19 protein-coding genes are annotated in these 18930 nt (G+C 69.3%); 12 read left to right on the plus strand and 7 right to left on the minus strand.

The features are described 5' to 3' along the window. Nucleotides 1-16: 16 nt before the first annotated feature. Both FBY39_RS02665 and FBY39_RS02670 read left to right on the plus strand, forming a co-directional pair. Nucleotides 17-460, plus strand: coding sequence for a MarR family winged helix-turn-helix transcriptional regulator (locus FBY39_RS02665; RefSeq protein ID WP_141930116.1), 444 nt, complete (start codon nt 17-19; stop codon nt 458-460). Continuing rightward, a complete protein-coding gene (locus FBY39_RS02670) occupies nt 457-1842 on the plus strand; it encodes an MFS transporter (RefSeq protein ID WP_141930117.1) in 1386 nt (461 codons plus the stop codon). Before FBY39_RS02665 ends, FBY39_RS02670 begins: the two co-directional genes overlap by 4 nt. A gap of 8 nt (nt 1843-1850) precedes the next feature. Here FBY39_RS02670 and FBY39_RS02675 read toward each other — a convergent pair whose 3' ends face one another. After that, entirely contained in the window at nt 1851-2855 is a 1005-nt protein-coding gene (locus FBY39_RS02675) for a LacI family DNA-binding transcriptional regulator (RefSeq protein ID WP_141930118.1), read from the minus strand. A gap of 190 nt (nt 2856-3045) precedes the next feature. Between FBY39_RS02675 and FBY39_RS02680 the strand changes: the two genes are divergently transcribed. The 7 genes from FBY39_RS02680 (at nt 3046) to FBY39_RS02710 (ending at nt 11088) form a co-directional block, all read left to right on the plus strand. Further along, nucleotides 3046-3426, plus strand: a complete 381-nt coding sequence (locus FBY39_RS02680; RefSeq protein ID WP_141930119.1) for an L-rhamnose mutarotase — start codon at nt 3046-3048, stop codon at nt 3424-3426. Then, on the plus strand, nt 3423-4589 hold the full coding sequence (rhaI, locus tag FBY39_RS02685) for an L-rhamnose isomerase (protein WP_141930120.1): 1167 nt from the start codon (nt 3423-3425) through the stop codon (nt 4587-4589). The genes FBY39_RS02680 and rhaI overlap by 4 nt, the downstream gene beginning before the upstream one ends. 69 nt (nt 4590-4658) lie before the next feature. After that, on the plus strand, nt 4659-5492 hold the full coding sequence (locus tag FBY39_RS02690; RefSeq protein ID WP_141930121.1) for an alpha/beta hydrolase fold domain-containing protein: 834 nt from the start codon (nt 4659-4661) through the stop codon (nt 5490-5492). Continuing rightward, nucleotides 5489-7525: a bifunctional aldolase/short-chain dehydrogenase gene (locus FBY39_RS02695; RefSeq protein WP_141930122.1), complete on the plus strand. Its 2037-nt coding sequence runs from the start codon at nt 5489-5491 to the stop codon at nt 7523-7525. The genes FBY39_RS02690 and FBY39_RS02695 overlap by 4 nt, the downstream gene beginning before the upstream one ends. After that, nucleotides 7522-8934, plus strand: coding sequence for a rhamnulokinase family protein (locus FBY39_RS02700; protein WP_141930123.1), 1413 nt, complete (start codon nt 7522-7524; stop codon nt 8932-8934). The genes FBY39_RS02695 and FBY39_RS02700 overlap by 4 nt, the downstream gene beginning before the upstream one ends. A 50-nt stretch (nt 8935-8984) precedes the next feature. Further along, the gene (locus tag FBY39_RS02705; RefSeq protein WP_141930124.1) at nt 8985-10595 is read left to right on the plus strand and encodes a DHA2 family efflux MFS transporter permease subunit; all 1611 of its coding nucleotides are present in this window, start codon (nt 8985-8987) and stop codon (nt 10593-10595) included. Nucleotides 10596-10716: 121 nt separating this feature from the next. Beyond that, nucleotides 10717-11088: a protein-L-isoaspartate carboxylmethyltransferase gene (locus FBY39_RS02710; RefSeq protein WP_141930125.1), complete on the plus strand. Its 372-nt coding sequence runs from the start codon at nt 10717-10719 to the stop codon at nt 11086-11088. A gap of 4 nt (nt 11089-11092) precedes the next feature. On the opposite strand, the gene FBY39_RS02715 is transcribed toward FBY39_RS02710, so the two are convergent. Beyond that, on the minus strand, nt 11093-11425 hold the full coding sequence (locus tag FBY39_RS02715; RefSeq protein ID WP_141930126.1) for a peptide ABC transporter permease: 333 nt from the start codon (nt 11423-11425) through the stop codon (nt 11093-11095). Next, a complete protein-coding gene (locus tag FBY39_RS02720) occupies nt 11422-11766 on the minus strand; it encodes a hypothetical protein (RefSeq protein ID WP_141930127.1) in 345 nt (114 codons plus the stop codon). The genes FBY39_RS02715 and FBY39_RS02720 overlap by 4 nt, the downstream gene beginning before the upstream one ends. A 122-nt stretch (nt 11767-11888) precedes the next feature. Between FBY39_RS02720 and FBY39_RS02725 the strand changes: the two genes are divergently transcribed. Then, a complete protein-coding gene (locus tag FBY39_RS02725; protein ID WP_141930128.1) occupies nt 11889-12368 on the plus strand; it encodes a MarR family winged helix-turn-helix transcriptional regulator in 480 nt (159 codons plus the stop codon). Nucleotides 12369-12370: 2 nt separating this feature from the next. Here FBY39_RS02725 and FBY39_RS02730 read toward each other — a convergent pair whose 3' ends face one another. Next, on the minus strand, nt 12371-12865 hold the full coding sequence (locus FBY39_RS02730; protein WP_141930129.1) for a MarR family winged helix-turn-helix transcriptional regulator: 495 nt from the start codon (nt 12863-12865) through the stop codon (nt 12371-12373). 128 nt (nt 12866-12993) lie between these two features. Here FBY39_RS02730 and FBY39_RS16500 point away from each other — a divergent pair, with 128 nt between their 5' ends. Beyond that, a complete protein-coding gene (locus tag FBY39_RS16500; RefSeq protein WP_186336914.1) occupies nt 12994-13143 on the plus strand; it encodes a hypothetical protein in 150 nt (49 codons plus the stop codon). A 200-nt stretch (nt 13144-13343) separates the two neighbouring features. On the opposite strand, the gene FBY39_RS02735 is transcribed toward FBY39_RS16500, so the two are convergent. Genes FBY39_RS02735 through FBY39_RS02745 form a run of 3 tightly spaced genes read right to left on the minus strand, consistent with a single transcriptional unit; the run spans nt 13344 to nt 16919 of the window. Beyond that, the gene (locus FBY39_RS02735) at nt 13344-14189 is read right to left on the minus strand and encodes a transglutaminase family protein (RefSeq protein WP_141930130.1); all 846 of its coding nucleotides are present in this window, start codon (nt 14187-14189) and stop codon (nt 13344-13346) included. 13 nt (nt 14190-14202) lie between these two features. Further along, the gene (locus FBY39_RS02740; protein ID WP_141930131.1) at nt 14203-15135 is read right to left on the minus strand and encodes an alpha-E domain-containing protein; all 933 of its coding nucleotides are present in this window, start codon (nt 15133-15135) and stop codon (nt 14203-14205) included. Then, nucleotides 15129-16919 (minus strand): circularly permuted type 2 ATP-grasp protein, encoded by a 1791-nt coding sequence (locus FBY39_RS02745; RefSeq protein WP_260837407.1) that lies wholly within the window; start codon nt 16917-16919, stop codon nt 15129-15131. Before FBY39_RS02745 ends, FBY39_RS02740 begins: the two co-directional genes overlap by 7 nt. 116 nt (nt 16920-17035) lie before the next feature. Between FBY39_RS02745 and FBY39_RS02750 the strand changes: the two genes are divergently transcribed. After that, a complete protein-coding gene (locus FBY39_RS02750) occupies nt 17036-18691 on the plus strand; it encodes a molybdopterin-dependent oxidoreductase (protein ID WP_141930132.1) in 1656 nt (551 codons plus the stop codon). Nucleotides 18692-18930: the final 239 nt, after the last annotated feature.

The raw sequence follows: 18930 nt of genomic DNA on the forward strand, positions 1-18930 counted from the left end.
ACTATGCTAATGATCTATGCCTGAACCGGATGCCACGACTCCCGACCTCTCACGAGAGGCATCAGACCTGCGCATCGCGACGTTCCGCCTCGCGCGCCGCATGCGCACGCAGCGCGCGGTCGACTCCATGAGCGACGGGCAGTTCGCCGTCCTCGCGGGCCTGTGGGTCCATGGGCCCCACACACTCGGCGAACTCGCGGAGCGCGAGCGCGTCTCGGCGCCCGCGATGACGCGCACCGTCAACTGCCTCGAGGGCGACGGATACCTCACCCGCACCGCCGACGAGAACGACGGCCGCAAGGTCGTCATCGACCTCACCGACGAGGGCCGCACCGTCGTCGCCGAGACCGCCCGGAGGCGCGACGCGTGGGTCGAAGCCGCCCTCGCAGCACTCGACGCCGAAGAGCGGGAGACGCTCGCGCGAGCAGCAGAGATCATGCAGCGGATGGTGGACCGATGAGCCGCGTGCGTGCCGAGCGCACGAGCCCCGCGATGTTCCGCTCCTTCTCCGTCTTCAACTACCGCGTGTGGTTCATCGGCGCCCTCGTGTCGAACATCGGCGCGTGGATGCAGGCGACGGCACTCAGCTGGGTCGTGCTGACGGAACTCACGTCGAACGACGCCGGCGCCATGGGGATCACGATGGCGCTCCAGTTCGCGCCCCCGCTCCTGCTCGTGAGCGTCACGGGATGGGTCGCCGACCGCTTCGACCGTCGACGCCTTCTGATGATGACGCAGGCACTGCTCCTGACGCTCGGCGTCGCGATCGGCATCCTCGTCCTGACGGGGGTCATGACGCTGTGGCTCATGTACGGCTTCGCGCTCGCGCTCGGCGTGATCGCCGCGTTCGACAATCCCGCTCGGCAGGCGTTCGTCTCCGATCTCGTCGCGCGCGAGAACGCATCGAACGCGGTCGCGCTCAACGCGGCGTCGTTCAACGGCGCCCGCATGATCGGCCCGGCCGTCGCGGGCATCGTCATCGTCGCCGTCGGCACGGGCTGGGTCTTCGTCATCAACGCCGTCACCTTCATCGGGATGATCGTCGCGCTCACGCTCATCCGCCCGGCCGAGCTCATTCCGCGCGTCACGTCGCCCGGTGCGTCACGTCTGGCCGACGGTTTCCGCTACGTCGCGGGTCGCCCCGATCTCGTCGTGACGTTCGCGATGGTGTTCCTCGTCGGCGCGTTCGGGATGAACTTCCCGATCTTCGCCTCGACGATGGCGTTGGAGTTCGGCCAGTCCGCTGACGGATACGGACTCCTGAGCTCGATCCTCGCGATCGGTTCACTCGCCGGCGCGCTTCTCGCCGCGCGCCGCGACCGCGCCCGCATCCGCGTCGTCATCGGCGGCACCGCGCTCTTCGCGACCGCCGCCGCCGTCTCGGCGTTCATGCCGACCTACTGGACATATGCCGCAACGCTCATGTTCACGGGCTTCGCGGTCGTGACCATGCTGACGACCGCCAACGGCTTCGTCCAGACGACGACCGATCCCGCGCTGCGGGGCCGTGTGCTGGCGCTCTACGTCGCGATCCTGATGGGCGGAACGCCCGTCGGCGCGCCGATCGTCGGGTGGGTCGCAGCGGAGTTCGGACCGCGTGCCGCCATCGGCCTCGGCGCGATCGCGGGCTTCGCGGCCTTCGCGATCGGCGCGACGTGGCTCATCGTCTCGGGGCGCCTGCATCGCGAGGACTCTCGCAGGTTCCGCCTCACGATCGACGAGACGCGTCCGGTGTCCGTCGTCCCGCCCGAGGAGTTCAGCGACGAGGTCGCCTCGACGACACCGGTCGCGCTGACGCGGAAGGACCGCCGCTCTCACGCGGCTTCCCGACTCGCGGGCTGACCCCCGCCTCAGCCGGTGGGCGCAGCAGTCGACTCGCGCACGACGAGCTCGGGCTGGAAGACGACCCGCTCGCGGGGCTCTCCGTCGATTTCGGCGAGGAGCAGCTCGACGGCGCGCGATCCGATGAGCTCGCTCGGCTGACGGATGGACGAGAGCGGCACGACCGCGGCGGCGGCGAAGTCGATGTCGTCGTAGCCGATGATCGCGATCTCGTCGGGCACGACGATGCGCCCGAGCATGACGAGCGCCTGGAGCACACCCACGGCGAGGAGATCGTTCGCGGCGAAGATCGCGTCGGGACGGTTCGACGCGTCGCGACGTCGCAGCTGCTCACCGGCCGCGCGTCCTGCGAGCACGCTGAGGGCCGTGGTCTCGATGACCTCGAGTGTCGCGTCGGGGTGCGCATCGACGGCCTGGCGCGCACCCTCGAGGCGGTCGGCCACCTGTCGGATCGAGGTGGGCCCGCCGACGAAGGCGAGGCGGCGGCGGCCCGTGGCGAGAAGGTGTTCGGCGGCCAGTCGACCGCCCGCGACATCGTCGACCGACACGGAGGAGACGTCGGCGTCGCTCGATCGATCCACGAGGACCGTCGGGATGCCGCGCTCACGCAGGCGCGCGAGCCGGGCGTCGACGTCTCCGACGGGCGTGATCAGCACCCCGTGTACGCGCTGCTCCTCGAACAGGTCGAGGTAGCCGGATTCGCGCTCGCGGTCGTCGTCGCTGTTGCCGAGCAGGACGACGAGCTTGCTCTGCATCGCTCGAGCCTCCGCACCGCGCGCGACGTCGGTGAAGAAGGGGTTCCGCACATCCAGGACGACGAGTCCGATGCTGCGACTGCGGCCCGCCCGCAGTTGCCGTGCCGCGTCGTTCCGCACGAATCCGAGTTCCGCGATCGCCGCGTGCACGCGTTCCACCGTCGCGGGTGCGACGCGATCGGGTCGGTTGAGGACGTTCGAGACGGTGCCGACGGAGACGGATGCCGCGTTCGCGACGTCCTTCACACTCACCGACATGGACTCCCCCTCAACGACGTGCTGGCGAGAGCCTATGGCCTCTCACACCCCGTCGCTCGGGACCCCACTCCGGGGTATGCGTTTTCCGCTTGCGCATCCCCGTCGCCGCCCCTATCCTTGAAACGATTCACACACGAAGACCCCGCGGTTCCGGCGTTCGCGCCCGCCCGGGAGCATGAAGGGAACCTCGATGACGAGCCGAACGGCCCCGACGCGGGTCTGCTTCCAGCTGCGCGTGCGTGCCGAACTCCTCGACGAGTACATCGCCCGGCACACGCCCGTCTGGCCCGAGATGCTCGCCGAGATCGCGGCATCCGGACGACGCAACTACTCCCTCTTCCTCGGCGAAGGCGGACAGCTCATCGGCTACTACGAGACGGACGACGACGACGCGGCCCAGGCCTACCTCGCGGCGTCACCGGTCGCGGCGCGCTGGGAGGCCGAGATGAGCCGCTTCTTCGTCGGTCTCGAGGGCCGACCCGATCAGGCCGCGACCCCGCTCACGGAGATCTTCCACCTGCACGACCAGATCGCCGCATCGGCGATCGAGAACGAAAGCACGGCATCATGACGACGTTGTCCCCCGGAACACTCACGCAGCTCGAGGGACAGGGCATCGAACTGCCCTCCTGGGCCTTCGGCAACTCCGGCACCCGCTTCAAGGTGTTCGGTACGCCCGGCACGCCCCGCGACCCGTTCGAGAAGATCGCGGATGCCGCTGAGGTCAACCGCGTGACGGCCCTCGCGCCGAGCGTCGCGCTGCACATCCCGTGGGACAAGGTCGACGACTACGCCGCCCTCCGCCGCCACGCGAACGACCTCGGCGTCGAGCTCGGCACGATCAACTCGAACACCTTCCAGGACGACGACTACAAGTTCGGCGCGCTGACACACGAAGACGCCGCCGTGCGCCGGAAGGCCATCGACCACCACCTCGAGTGCATCGACATCATGGATGCCACGGGGTCGCGCGATCTGAAGATCTGGCTCGCGGAGGGCTCGAACTACCCGGGTCAGGCGGATCTGCGGGGCCGGCAGGATCGCCTCCACGAGTCGCTCCAGGAGATCTATGCGCGCCTCAGCGGCGAGCAGCGCCTCGTGCTGGAGTACAAGTTCTTCGAGCCGGCGTTCTACCACACGGATGTTCCCGACTGGGGGACGTCCTACGTCCAGGTCGCCGCCCTCGGCGAGCGTGCCATGGTCTGCCTCGACACGGGCCACCACGCCCCCGGCACGAACATCGAGTTCATCGTCATGCAGCTGTTGCGCCTCGGCAAGCTCGGCTCGTTCGACTTCAACTCGCGCTTCTACGCCGACGACGACCTCATCGTGGGAGCCGCCGACCCGTTCCAGCTCTTCCGCATCCTCTTCGAGGTCATCCGCGGGGGCGGGCTCAACAACCCCGACGTCGCTTTCATGCTCGACCAGTGCCACAACGTCGAGAAGAAGATCCCCGGCCAGATCCGCTCCGTGCTCAACGTGCAGGAGATGACGGCGCGCGCCCTCCTCGTCGACTCCGACGCACTCCGCGCGGCCCAGGTGTCGGGCGACGTGCTCGCCGCCAACGCCGTCTTCATGGACGCCTTCTACACGGACGTGCGCCCCGCCCTCGCCGAATGGCGCGAGTCGCGGGGACTCCCCGCCGATCCGATGGCCGCCTACGCGGCATCCGGATACCAAGAGCGCATCGAGACCGAGCGCGTCGGCGGCGTCCAGGCAGGCTGGGGCGCGTAGCCCCTTCGACCCGCCGGGGGCGGGGATGCCGATCCCTCGCCCCCGGTGCACGATTTCCCTGAGGACACCATGACCGAACCGTATGCGGCAGCAGACGCACTCGTGCGCGTCTACCCCGCGAGCGACCCCCAGGGCGTCGGACTCGTCTGGGCTCACGGCGGAGGATTCGCCGCGGGCGACCTCGACATGCACGAAGCCGACGGGGTCGCTCGCGATCTCGCAGCGCGCGGCACGACCGTCATCTCGGTCGACTACCGGCTCGTAGGCGAGGGATGCCGCTACCCCGCGCCGTCCGACGACATCCTCGCCGCGTGGGACTGGGTCCTCGGCGCGGCCGGCGACCTCGGGATCGAGCGGTTCGCGATCGGTGGCGCGAGCGCCGGAGCGAATCTCGTGACGGGCGCCGTCCTGCGTCTTCTCGCGGCGGACGGGCCGCTGCCGTCGCTCGTCGTGCTCGCCTACCCGACACTCCTCGCCGTCCAGCCCGAACCCGCCGCGGACCTCCGCGCCGCGCTCGACGCCGATCCCGACGCCGACCGCTTCTCGCCCGCTGTCGTGCGGGCGATGTACGAGGATTTCCTCGGCGGCCCCGTCGATGACGCGCCCCCCGCCGCCGTCCCGGGCCTCGCGGAACCCGACGATGTCGCGGGATTCCCACCGGTCCTGATGATCAACGGCGACGTCGACGAACTCCGCGTCTCGGGCGAGGTCTTCGCCGCGACACTCGCCGCGGCGGGGCGTGACGTCGAGGTCGTCATCGAACACGGCACGACCCACGGCCACCTCAACATCCCGGGACCCGCGGCCTCCGCATCCCTCGATCTCATCGCGACGCGCCTCGCGGCGCTCGCCTCATCCGACTCCGTCTCCACCGACACCGTCAGCGAAGGAACACCCTCATGACCAACCAGGCCGTCTCCGACCTGATCTCCCGGTCCAACCGCCTCGGCGCCGACCCGAAGAACACGAACTACGCCGGCGGCAACACGTCGGCGAAGGGCACCGAGACCGACCCCGTCACGGGTGAGCCGGTCGAGCTCCTCTGGGTCAAGGGCTCGGGCGGCGATCTCGGCACGCTCACGGAGTCGGGCCTCGCGGTGCTGCGCCTCGATCGGATGCGCGCGCTCGTCGACGTGTACCCGGGCGTCGACCGCGAAGACGAGATGGTCGCGGCGTTCGACTACTGCCTGCACGGCAAGGGCGGCGCAGCCCCCTCGATCGATACGGCGATGCACGGGCTCGTGGATGCCGCGCACGTCGACCACCTGCATCCGGATTCCGGCATCGCGATCGCGACGGCCGCCGACGGCGAAGCCCTCACGGCGAAGATCTTCGGCGACAAGGTCGTGTGGGTGCCGTGGCGGCGCCCCGGCTTCCAGCTCGGTCTCGACATCGCGGCGATCAAGGCCGAGAACCCGCAGGCGATCGGCTGCATCCTGGGTGGGCACGGGATCACGGCGTGGGGGGACACGTCAGAGGAGTCCGAGGCGAACTCGCGGTGGATCATCGAGACTGCCGCGGCGTACATCGACGCGAACGGTACCGCCGAGCCCTTCGGCGGCGTGCGTCCCGGTTTCGAGGCGCTTCCCGAGGCGGAGCGTCGGGCGAAGGCAGCGGCCCTCGCGGCCACGATCCGCGGACTCGCCTCGACCGACAAGCCGATGGTGGGTCACTTCACGGATGCCACTGTCGTGCTCGACTACCTCGCGTCGGAGAAGGCGCCCGAACTCGCGGCGCTCGGCACCAGCTGCCCCGATCACTTCCTGCGCACGAAGGTCAAGCCGCTCCTGCTCGACCTGCCGGCCAACGCCTCGGTCGACGACGCGATCGCGCGCCTCAAGGAACTGCACGCGGCGTACCGCGCCGACTACCAGGCGTACTACGACGCGCACGCCACCGCCGACTCCCCCGCGATCCGGGGTGCTGACCCGCTCATCGTGCTCGTGCCAGGCGTCGGGATGTTCTCGTACGGGGCGAACAAGCAGACCGCACGGGTCGCGGGCGAGTTCTACATCAACGCGATCAACGTCATGCGCGGTGCGGAAGCCCTTTCGACGTACTCCCCGATCTCGGATGCCGAGAAGTTCCGCATCGAGTACTGGGCGCTGGAAGAGGCGAAGCTGCAGCGGATGCCGAAACCGAAGACGCACCAGGGGCGGATCGCGTTCGTCACCGGCGCGGCATCCGGAATCGGCAAGGCCATCGCGACGCGCCTCGCCGCGGAGGGCGCGTGCGTCGTGATCGCCGACCTCGACCTCGAAAAGGCCCAGGCGGCCGCCGCCGAACTCGGCGGGACGGACGTCGCGATCGGCGTCGCGGCGAACGTCGCGGATGCCGACGGCGTGCAGGCCGCGATCAACGCGACGCTCCTCGCGTTCGGCGGCATCGACCTCGTCGTCAACAACGCGGGCCTGTCGCTGTCCAAGCCGCTGCTCGAGACGACCGAGAAGGACTGGGACCTGCAGCACGACGTCATGGCGAAGGGCTCGTTCCTCGTCTCGAAGGCGGCCGCGAAAGCCCTCATCGACCAGGGGATGGGCGGCGACGTCATCTACATCTCGTCGAAGAACTCCGTCTTCGCCGGGCCGAACAACATCGCCTACTCGGCGACGAAGGCCGATCAGGCCCACCAGGTGCGCTTGCTCGCGGTCGAGCTCGGCGAACACGGCGTCAAGGTCAACGGCATCAACCCCGACGGCGTCGTCCGCGGCTCGGGCATCTTCGCCGCCGGCTGGGGCGCGAACCGCGCCGCGACCTACGGCGTCAAGGAAGAGGACCTCGGCCAGTTCTACGCCAACCGCACCATCCTCAAGCGCGAGGTCGTCCCCGAGAACGTCGCGGACGCCGTCTACGTCCTGACCGGCCCCGAACTCTCCCGCACGACGGGCCTGCACATCCCCGTCGACTCCGGCGTCGCCGCCGCGTTCCTCCGATGAACGCGGGCGCCGTCGCCGCGGTCGACCTCGGCGCGACGAGCGGCCGCGTGATCGTCGGACGCGTCGGTCCGGACGAGCTGGATGCCACGAGTGTCGCCCGCTTCCCGAACAGCCCCGTCGAGACCTCCGACGGACTGCACTGGAACATCCTGGGGCTCTACGGAGCCGTGGTGGACGGACTCCGCGAGGCATTCAGGCAGTCGCCCGACATCCGGAGCGTCGGGGTGGACTCGTGGGCGGTCGACTACGGTCTCCTCCGCGACGGGCGCCTGCTCGGGAACCCCTTCCACTACCGCGACGCGCGAACGGCCGCCGGCGTGGCGCGCGTTCACGAGCGGATGCCGCACGCCGACCTCTTCGCGCGCAACGGGCTGCAGTTCCTGCCGTTCAACACGCTGTACCAGTACGCGGCGGAGCCGGCCGACATGCTCGCCTTCGCCGACATGGCCCTCCTCATCCCCGACCTCGTCGGGTACTGGCTCACGGGGGTCGCTCGGGCAGAACGCACGAACGCGTCCACGACAGGGCTCCTGCACGAGGGCGACTGGGACGACGCGCTGCTCGCGGCAGCGGGTGTGCCCCGCGGCATCCTCCCCCCGCTCATCGCCCCCGGCGAGCGCCTCGGCACCCTGCTCCCCGCCGTCGCGGCGACGGTCGGTGCTCCGACGGGCGTAGGGGTGACAGCCGTCGGCTCGCACGACACGGGGTCGGCCGTCCTGGCCGTGCCGATGGATCCGGATGCCGCGGCCTACATCTCCTGCGGAACATGGGGTCTCGTCGGAGTCGAGGTCGATCGCGTCGTCCTGACGCCCGAGGCTCTCGCTGCGAACTTCACCAACGAGGGCGGTGTGGACGGGCGCGTGCGCCTCCTCCACAACGTCATGGGGCTCTGGGTCCTGAGCGAAGCGGTCCGCACGTGGGAGAGGGCGGGCCACCCCGTCGACCTTCCGACCCTCCTCGACGCCGCGGAGGAGGTGGCGGCGTCGGTTCCCGTCTTCGACGTCAACGACCCGCGCTTCCTCGCACCGGGCGACATGCCGGCGCGGATCGACGCGTGGTGCGACGAGCACGGCGTCGCGCCTCCCCGCACGCGCGCCGAGTACGCCCGCTCGATCGTCGAGTCGCTCGCGCAGGCGTTCGCCGATGCCGCGCACGAGGCGGGACGCGTCGGCGGCGTCGACGTCCGCACGATTCACATCGTCGGGGGCGGATCGCTCAACGAGCTCCTGTGTCAACGCACGGCCGACCGTGCGGGGCTCCCCGTCCTCGCGGGCCCCGTCGAGGCGACAGCTCTCGGCAACATCCTGGTCCAGGCGCGGACTCTGCAGCTCGTACCGGGATCGATCGCGGCGCTGCGCGATCTCGTCGCCCGGACGCACCCGCCGCGGCGGTACGACCCGCGGATATGAACTCGCCGCGAACCGCTTGACGAGTCGAGGTAGCTAGATAAGCTAGCAAAATGGCAGCTTCGGCACGCCGCCGCTGGGCGGGTCTCGTCTTCATCAGCATCGCCGTCGCGCTGATCATCGTCGACTCGACGATCGTCAACGTCGCGATTCCCTCGATCGTCGACGACCTCGGCATCACGTCGACCGAAGTGCAGTGGGTGCAGGAGGCGTACACGCTCGTCTTCGCCGCGCTCCTGCTCCTCTTCGGCAGCATCGCCGACAGAGTAGGCCGCCGACGGATGCTCGTCATCGGCGTCGTCATCTTCACGATCTCATCGATCGGCGCCGCCCTGTCGGACTCGGGCGGCGCGCTCATCCTCGCTCGCTTCGTCCAGGGCGTCGGCGGCGCGATGATCCTCCCCACGACGCTGTCGCTCATCAACGCGACCTTCCGCGGACGCGAACGGGGCATCGCCTTCGCCGTCTGGGGATCGACGATCGGCGGCATGGCCGCCGTCGGGCCGCTCCTCGGGGGCTGGCTCACGACCTCGTTCTCGTGGCACTGGGCCTTCGGCATCAACATCCCGCTCGGCATCCTCATCATCGTGGGCGTTCTGCTGACCGTCGACGAGTCCCGCGGGGACAGCCAGGGGCTCGATCTCGTCGGGGCGATCATCTCCATCGTCGCCACAGGCTCGCTCGTCTTCGCCCTCATCGAAGGACGCTCGTACGGCTGGTGGCTGACCGAGACCGCTCCGGTCATCGGCGGATGGACCTGGCCGTGGGCGATCTCTCCCATCCCGATCGCCTTCGCGATCGCGGCGCTCGGGATCACCGCCTTCGTCGTGTGGGGACTCCGGCGACGGCGCCACGGCAAGCCGACGCTCATCGCGTTCGGGCTCTTCCGCATCCCCTCGTTCCGTAATGGCAACATCGCGGCGCTCGTCGTGTCGCTCGGAGAGTTCGGGATCATCCTCGCCCTCCCCCTGTGGCTGCAGTTCGCGCTGGACTTCGAGGCGGTGCAGACGGGGCTCATCCTCCTCGCACTCGCCCTCGGTTCGTTCGTCGCGAGCGGCTTCGCCGGCGCGATGTCGTCGCGCCTCTCGGCGGTGTGGATCGTCCGCGCGGGGCTCGTGGCAGAGATCATCGGCGTCGCGGCGGTCGGCTTCGTCATCGCACCGGATGCGTCGTGGGTGCCGCTCATTCCGGCACTGTTCGTGTACGGGTTCGGCGTCGGCCTCGCGACGGCCCAGCTGACGGGCGTCGTCCTCGCCGACGTCGACGTGCGCGAGAGCGGTCAGGCGTCCGGGACGCAGTCGACCTCGCGACAGCTCGGCGCGGCACTCGGCATCGCCGTGCTCGGAACGATCCTCTTCACGACCACGGCGGGTGTCCTGGGGGCCAAGCTCGACGAGCGCGGTGTTCCGGAAACGCAGCGCGATCAGGTGGTCGCCTCGGTCGTCGACAGCGCGGGCGGAGCGATCGCGGGGCTGGAGGCCTCCCCCGACACGGAGGCCATCGCGCAGGACGCCAAGGCCGCCCTGTCCGACGGCACGAAGTACGCGAGCTTCGCCGCAGCGGGCTTCCTCGTGCTCGGCCTCGCTGCCACGGCGTCGCTCGGTTCGGGCCGCCGTCCTCGGGCACACGAGGACGCCGACCCCACGACGCCTACCGAGGCGTGAGGCCCGAGCCATCGGCATCCGTGCATCAGAGATTTATCCTGCTGAACGGGCAGTTACGCAGAAATCCAACGCATACTATGAGGTGTGCCACCTCGGCACGACGAAGTGATTGGTGTGCCGAATGCCCTACCGCGATCAAACGACGGTGGAGGCGTGGGTGAAAGAGTTCTTCGCCTCCTGCCCCGAGCACTCGCACCCCGAGATGAAGGCCGACGTCTCCGTCCTCGAGATGGACATCGACGCGGGCCATGACTCCGGACTCGTCGCCGTATCGCTGCGCAATGCCTCAACCCTGACGTACATCCAGCCCATCACCGACTCGGGTGTCCCGAGATGGATCGTGACGTTCGAATCCCGCTCCGAGAGCTTCGATCTCGACGCCGTGGGCGTCACGCGCCTCGCCGAGGATCTCGCGGCGATCGGTCGCCTGTGCACCTACCTCCAGCAGAAGACCGACGAGGCAGTCGCCCAGCGCGCCACGGCCCAGGTCTGAGTCGTTACGCGACCCAGGATCCGACGCCGACGAGCAGCACTCCCGCCACGATGCCCGACGCCGCCGCGACAGGCTGTGCGATGGCGGCGAGGCGAGCAGCCTTCTCCTTGACTGTGGACGATGCGCCCGTCACGGCGCGCTGAGCCTCGCGAAGAGTCGCGAAAAGTCCGATGGGGGTCGAGCGCCCGTCGAACGCCACGAACCGGCCGTCGGCGGTCTCATCGATCGATCCGATGAACTCTCCCGCTCGTGACGCGACGCGGAATCCTGTGTCGACCGTGCTCCACGTGACACGCCGAGACGACAGCCGCGTCGGCGGAGCCGCCAGCGTGGTCACGCCGCCTTCTCCAGCGTCTTGCGGGCGATCGCGCTGATCGGAGCGTCCTGCGCGTCGAGGTCGATGAGCACGCCGCCGCGAGCGGCAGATTCCGCCAGCTCCGAGAGGTAGCCGCGGTCGAGCGTGATGGCGTCGGCCGTGTCGAACTCGAAGCGAAGCGGGATCGAGCAGTGGAGCCAGATCGTCGAGCGACCGACAGTGGGGTCGGACGCCTGCTTCCAGGACAGCGTGAAGCTTTCGGAACGACGGAGCTTCGTCGTGACGAGCGCCTGGACATGCGCGAGGAGCTCATCGGGGACGACGATCGCTTCCGAACCGTATCCGTAGTGCAGCTTGCCCATGATCGCTCCTTCGTTCGTCGGGTCTGACAGTACAAACCTTACTAGCTGTTTTTCTATTTAGGCAAACTAGCAATACGGGAAGCTGTATTGTGGTGTCTCGAACATCATTGAGGCCGGTGACGATGACTGATGCAGAGATAGTCGATTCCCCCGACACGCGCGCCCTCGTGGACGCGTATCGACGCTTCCGGGCGGCCGACGCGGCGTGTCAGGCGCGAATCCGGGCCAGTACGCACATGGGTGAGAACGAGATCCGTCTCGTCCGCTACCTCGTGGATGCCTCGCGCGAGGGCCACGACGTCATGCCGAGTGAGATCACACGGCACCTCGGCATCTCTTCCGCCTCCACGACGGCGATCCTCGACAGGCTCGAGCGGACCGGTGTACTGGAGCGGCTCAGCCATCCGACGGACCGGCGCAGCATCCTGATCGCTCCGACCGCCGCCGGTCAAGAGGCGCTGTCACGCACCGTGGACGTGTACGAAGCGCTCGTGGAAGACGCCGTGTCGTCGCTCGACCAGAACGCTCGAAGCGCCGTCCTGGGCTTCCTCGGCGCCCTCACGAACGCCGCCGACGGCGTCGCCGTCCCGGAATCCGCCTGACGTCACTCGTCGATGCGGTCGACGGCCTCCCGCATCGAGTCCAGGAAATCGAGGACCACGCGCCGATCGGCTGCGGTCATCGGGCGAACGACGTCCATCATGCGCCCGTGCATCTCGGTGAGCGTGCGACGGATCTCTTCGTCCGTCTTGTCGCTCGGCTCGATGAGGACACTCCGCCGGTCGGTCGGGTTCGGGATGCGGGAGACGTGCCCGCTCTTCTCGAGTCTGTCGAGCACGGCGGTCATCGACGCGGAGGTGATCCCGAGATACTTCGCGAGGACCACGGGGGTGACCTGTTCGCCCCGCCGCCGTGCGCGTGTGAGGTAGCGGAGGACGAGGAGCTCGTTCTCTCCCATGTCCATCGACTGACGGGTGCGCCGCCGCATCGCGACTTCCGCCGCGCGGTAGGACCGGAGCGCCTCCATGAGCGACGTCGCACGGACGTCTTCGGGATCGTCGTACCAGTACGACGTATTCACCGCCGACCCGTCGGTCATCGCGTCCTCCTCCGGCGCCTTTCGCTCGATGACAGATTCTACCGATCCTCCGCCTTTCGCCCCGGGGAGTTGACATGCACCCGTGTCAACCCCTTCGGGCGAGCGGGGCGGGCACTTAGCGTGGGGCCATGGACCAGGAACGGCACGCGGAAGACCAGCCCATCGAGCAGGACGCCCCGACGGGCGGCGACGAAACGACGGAAGACGGACTCGACGCCGACAACGCCGTCGAGGAGGACATGCTCAAGACGCTCGACCCCGACGACGCCCCCGCCTGACCCCGCCCGCCCTTCCGCCCCGGCCTGCTCTCGTCGAGACCCCGGTTACTCGCCGAGTGACCCCGTCGTTGCGCGCACATGACGGGGTGTCTCGGCGACACACCGGGATGTCGACGCCCGAGGGCGGGGAGTGGGGAGGCGCGGCGACTGGGGAGCGGGGAGCGGGGAGGCGCGGCGACTGGGGAGCGGGGAGGCGCGGCTCACGCTTCGCGCGTGATCGTGACCTTCACGTGCAGGTGGGACTTGAAAGGCCCGGCGTACACACCCCGGAGTGGCGGGATGTCGTTGTAGTCACGTCCACGCCCGACGAGGACATGGCGGTCGCCGATCTCGATGCCGTTCGTCGGATCGAAGCCCTGCCACTCGCCGGCGAACCACTCGACCCACGCGTGCGACTCTCCCGGGACGGCCTCGCCGACGACCGCCTCGGGACGCGGGTGCAGGTATCCCGAGACGTAGCGGGCCGGAATCCCGACCTCGCGGAGCGCGCCCAGCGTGATGTGCGCGATGTCCTGACAGACGCCCTTGCGCTCGATCCAGGCTTCCTCGGCAGCGGAGTGCACTCCCGTGATGCCCTGCATGTACTCGACCGCGTCGCCGACGGCCTCCGTGATCGCGTGGGCCGCCCGACCGGGATGATCGTGCTGCGACGCGATGGCGCGCGCGATCTCCACGACCTCGGGGTGCGGACGCGTCCGCGCCGTCTGCCCGAGCTGCTCGACGGTCTCGATCGACCGGGACGCCTCCCGATGGAGTCCGTGCCACGTGACGTCGACGTGCTCGATCGGGCGCGGACGCACCTCGACGAGCGAACGCGCAGTGATCTTCAGATCAGAGTGCGGGGAGAGCACGTCGAACGAGGCGACGCGGGTCCCGAAATAGTCGACGTACTGGTTGACGGCGGCCTGCGGTTCGATGTCGAGCGCCGAACTCAGCACGAACTGGCTGTCGGTCGAGCCGGGGAGCATCCGCGCCTCGTTGTACGACGCCGAGACGTCGCCCTGGTACGAGAAGCCGGTCGTGTGCTCGATGCGCAGTCGCTTCATGCTCGCCACCCCCTCATGAGATCTCGCCGATCCAGCTCGGCTCGGCCTGCGTCGGGAAGAACCTCTGCCGGATGGCTTCGGATGCTTCGCGCGTCACCTTCTGCACTTGGTCCATGTGCTGCGGCAGCTCGTTGAGGATCTCGCTGATCGGGCGGTACTCCAGGTCGTTGCGGATCCGTCCGAGCGCCCGCAAGACCGTGTTGGAGTGGCCCACGCGGTCGGCGCGCGGGTCGATCGCACTCATGCAGTCCTCGGCGCGCTGGATCGAGTAGATGATCGAGCGCGGGAAGAGGCGGTCGAGAAGGAGGAACTCGGCGGCGTTCCGGGCGCTCGGCATCCCGCGGTACGTCCGCAGGTACGCCTCGTAGGCACCGCACGAACGGAGGATCGTCGTCCACGACGGCCCCGACTCCTGGGTGAGCGAGCGTGTCGCGAGGAGACGCGCCGTCATGTCGGTGCGCTCGATGCTCCGGCCGAGGGTGAAGAACTGCCAGGCCTCATCGCGGCTCGTGGAGGAGTCGACGAGTCCGACGGCGAGCGCCGAGCGTTCGCGCGCCCACTGGAAGAACTCGTGCACCTTCTCGTTGTTGATGCGTCGCGGCATCCGTGCATTCGTCGTGTTGAGCGTCTCCCACAGTTCGGTCGACACGATCTCGCGGGCGCGGCGCGCGTTCTCGCGCGCGGCCGTGAGCGCGTAGGCGATGCTGGACGGGTTGCCGCGGTCGACGGCGAGCCGCGCGAGGACGTCCTGTCGTGTGACGAGGTGCCCGGGGTCGGCCGGAGTGGAGCCCATGACGCTCAGGAGCGACCGGCATGCCGTGTCCTCGTCGATCCACGGGTCTTCGAGCAGGAGCTGGAGGTGGACGTCGAGGATGCGAGCGGTGCCGTCGCTCCGCTCGATGTACCGCCCGATCCAGAACAGGGACTCTGCGATGCGGCTCAGCATCCCGATCCCCCCTCTTCGCCGCGAGACTTCATCTCGCGGCCGAGGATGCGGTCGGAGGCTGCAGTTTCGGCATCCGGATGCAGTCTCGCCGAGGAGGTGGATGTCGACGGGACGGATGCCGCGGCGTCACGGCCCTGCTGCTGCTGCTCCTGCTGCTCGTGCTGGTCGCGCGGGCGGTCCTGCGGAGAGTGGGCGGGCTCGGGCTGGTCGTCGTAGATGATCGGGATGGCCGAGGTGATCGCCGCCTGGTCGGCGACGAGACCCGCGAGGCCGTCACCCTGCCCGTACTCGACGTGCGAGGGAGCGGAGCCGCCGACGATCCACGTGTCCTTCGAGCCACCGCCCTGGCTCGAGTTCACGACGAGCTGCCCTTCGGGAAGCGCGACGCGCGTCAGGCCACCGGGGAGCACCCAGATGTCGTCACCGTCGTTCACGGCGAAGGGACGCAGGTCGGCGTGACGCGGCCTCATTCCGTCTTCGACGAGGGTCGGGATGGTCGAGAGCATCACGACCGGCTGGGCGATCCATCCGCGGGGGTCGGCGAGAAGGCGAGTACGAAGTTCCGCGAGCTCCGACTTCGAGGCATCCGGACCCACGACGAGTCCCTTGCCGCCCGACCCGTCGACGGGCTTCACGACGAGCTCGTCGAGGCGGTCGAGCACCTCTTCCAGCGCACCGGGGTCTTCCAGCCGCCACGTATCGACGTTCTTGAGGATCGGCTCTTCCGCCAGGTAGTAGCGGATGAGGTCGGGCACGTAGGTATAGAGGAGCTTGTCGTCGGCGACGCCGTTCCCGACCGCGTTGGCGATCGTCACGTTGCCCAGCCGCGCCGCGAGCATGAGCCCCGGAGCGCCGAGCATCGAGTCGGCGCGGAACTGGAGCGGATCCAGGAAGTCGTCGTCGACGCGGCGGTAGATGACGTCGACGCGCTTGGGCCCGCGCGTCGTGCGCATGAACACCTTGCCGCCGATGCACAAGAGGTCGCGGCCCTCGACGAGCTCGATGCCCATGAGGCGCGCGAGGAGCGTGTGCTCGAAGTACGCCGAGTTGTAGACGCCCGGCGTCAACACGACGACGTTCGGCTCCTCGATGCCCGCGGGGGCCGAGGCCCGCAGCGCCGCGAGCAGCTTGTTGGGGTAGTCGCCGACGGGGCGAACCCGCATCGAGACGAAGAGCTCGGGAAGGGTCTGCGCCATGACCCGCCGGTTGGAGATGACGTAGCTCACGCCCGACGGGACGCGCACGTTGTCCTCGAGCACGCGCATCTCGCCGTGCTCATCGCGGATGAGGTCGATGCCCGAGACCTGGATCCGCACGCCGTTGGCCGAGTGGATCCCGGCAGCCTGCCGGTAGAAGTACTGCGACGACGCGATGAGCGCGGCCGGCAGCACACCGTCGCGCACGCAATGCTGGCGCCCGTAGGCGTCGTCGAGGAAGGCCTCGAGCGCACGGACCCGCTGCTTGACACCGGCTTCGACCCGCGACCACTCGTCGTACGCGATGATCCGCGGGACGGCATCGAGGGGGAACGGCCGTTCCTCTCCCGCGAAGTCGAACGTGACGCCCTGCGCGAGGTACGAGCTCGCGAGCGAGTCGGTGCGGCCGCGCAGCTCCTCCTGCGTCATCTTCGCGAGCGCCTGGTAGAGCTCCCGGTATGCATCGCGCGATTCGACGGGACCGCTCGCCTCAGCCGATACGGCGAACATCTCATCGAACGCCGGAACACCCGAGGGCGTCTTGCGCGGCGCGAGCGTCGACCCGTATCCGTCGAAAAGATCACCCATGGAAAGACTCTAGTCGCGGGCATGTTGCGGAGGTGTTTCCCGGATGCCGCGTGCCGCACGCCGTCGTCAGCACTCTGTAAGACCTTCACCCCGGCATTCGGACGTACGCTGACTGCGTGGATACCGCGCCCGAACGCCGACCGGGATGGACCCCGCTGGGGTGGCTCGCCGGCGTGTCGGCGGTCGTCTTCGGGGCGGGCATCGGCGAATTGGTCGCACGCTTCATCTCGCCGGAGTCGAGCCCCATCGCTGCGATCGGCGGGGGCCTCATCGACCTCGCCCCCTCCTGGGCCAAAGACGCGGCGATCGCACTCTTCGGCACGGCCGACAAGATCGCACTGATCGTCGGCATCGCCCTCGTGCTGCTCGTCGTCGCGGCGATCGCGGGACAGCTCGAGCTGCGGCGTCCTCCGTGGGGCGTCGTCATCGTCGCGGGACTCGGCGTCATCGGCGTCGGGGCGGCGCTCCTCCGCGCCGACGATCCCGCGAGCGCCTGGATCCCGGCGGCCCTCGCGGGCGCGGCGAGCGTCTTCGGACTCCGACTCCTCACGCCCCTGGCGCGTGCGGAGTCACCCGCGCGGAGCCGCGCCGCCGTCCCCGAACCCGCGCTCGTCGGGGCGGGCGGATCGTCCTCTCCGATGGTGGATGACGACAACCCCGACCGCGATGAGAACCGCGCTGCGGCCGGGGCCGCGGCATCCAGTCGGCGCACCTTCCTCCTCTGGTCGGCCGGGGCCATCGTCGTCGGAGTCGGCGCCGCGCTCGTCGGTGGCGTCCGGACGGCGGCGACCGTCGCGGTCGAGAGCGTCCGAAGTGCCCTGCGGCTTCCCGCCGCCGCCGTGACCGCGCCGCCCATCCCCGCCGGTGCAGAGCTCGACATCCCCGGACTCGCGCCCGTCATCACGCCGAACTCGTCCTTCTACCGCATCGACACAGCGCTCATCGTGCCCGAGATCGACCCCGCCGACTGGGCCCTGCGCGTCCACGGGATGGTCGAGAACGAGTTCTTCCTGTCGTGGGACGAACTCCTCGCCCTCCCGCTCGAGGAGAGCGTCACGACCCTCGCGTGCGTCTCGAACCCCGTCGGCGGCGACCTCATCGGGAACGCCGTGTGGCTCGGGTATCCGCTCCGCGAGATCCTGGCACGCGCGAAGCCGCTCCCCGATGCCGACATGGTGCTGTCCGGATCGCGCGACGGCTTCACGGCATCCACACCCATCGAGGCGCTCACCGACGATCGGAACGCGATCCTCGCGGTCGGGATGAACGGCGAGCCGCTTCCGCTCGCGCACGGCTTCCCGGTGCGGATGGTCGTTCCCGGTCTCTACGGATACGTCTCGGCGACGAAGTGGGTCACCTCGCTCGAAGTCACGCGTTTCGACAAGGTGACGGCTTACTGGACCGATCGCGGATGGTCGGAGCGCGGGCCCGTCAAGCTGCAGTCGCGCATCGACGTGCCGCGCGACCGGCAGGGCCTCAGCGCGGGCGACACCGTGATCGCGGGTGTCGCGTGGCAGCAGCACGTCGGCGTCGCGGGGGTCGAGGTGCAGATCGACGACGGCCCGTGGCAGCGCGCCGAACTCGCCACCCCGATCTCGGACGACACGTGGGTGCAGTGGAGCCTCCCGTGGACCGCCGAGCCGGGCGATCACGTGCTCCGGTGCCGTGCCCTTTCGTCCGACGGCGAGACGCAGATCGCCGACCGCGCCGGCGTCGTGCCGGACGGTGCGACGGGATGGCACGAGCGCTTCGTCCAGGTCTTCGAGCAGTAGCCCCGTCCCCCGGCGTCCGTTCCGCTGTCGCCGAGACCGGGTACCTCGCCGAGACAAGGCCGCACACCACCCGGTCTCGGCGATCACCCCGGCCTCGACGCACGCGACGGCCCGGCGAGGGCGCCCACCCATCCCCGGCATCCGCCCCAGCCCCGGCACCCACGCATCCCCGGCATCCGACCGCCCAGACCGGGGATCCCGCCGAAACAAGGCCGCACACCACCCGGTCTCGGCGAACA

The sequence above is a fragment of the Microbacterium sp. SLBN-146 genome (genome assembly GCF_006715145.1).
Taxonomy (GTDB): Bacteria; Actinomycetota; Actinomycetes; order Actinomycetales; family Microbacteriaceae; genus Microbacterium.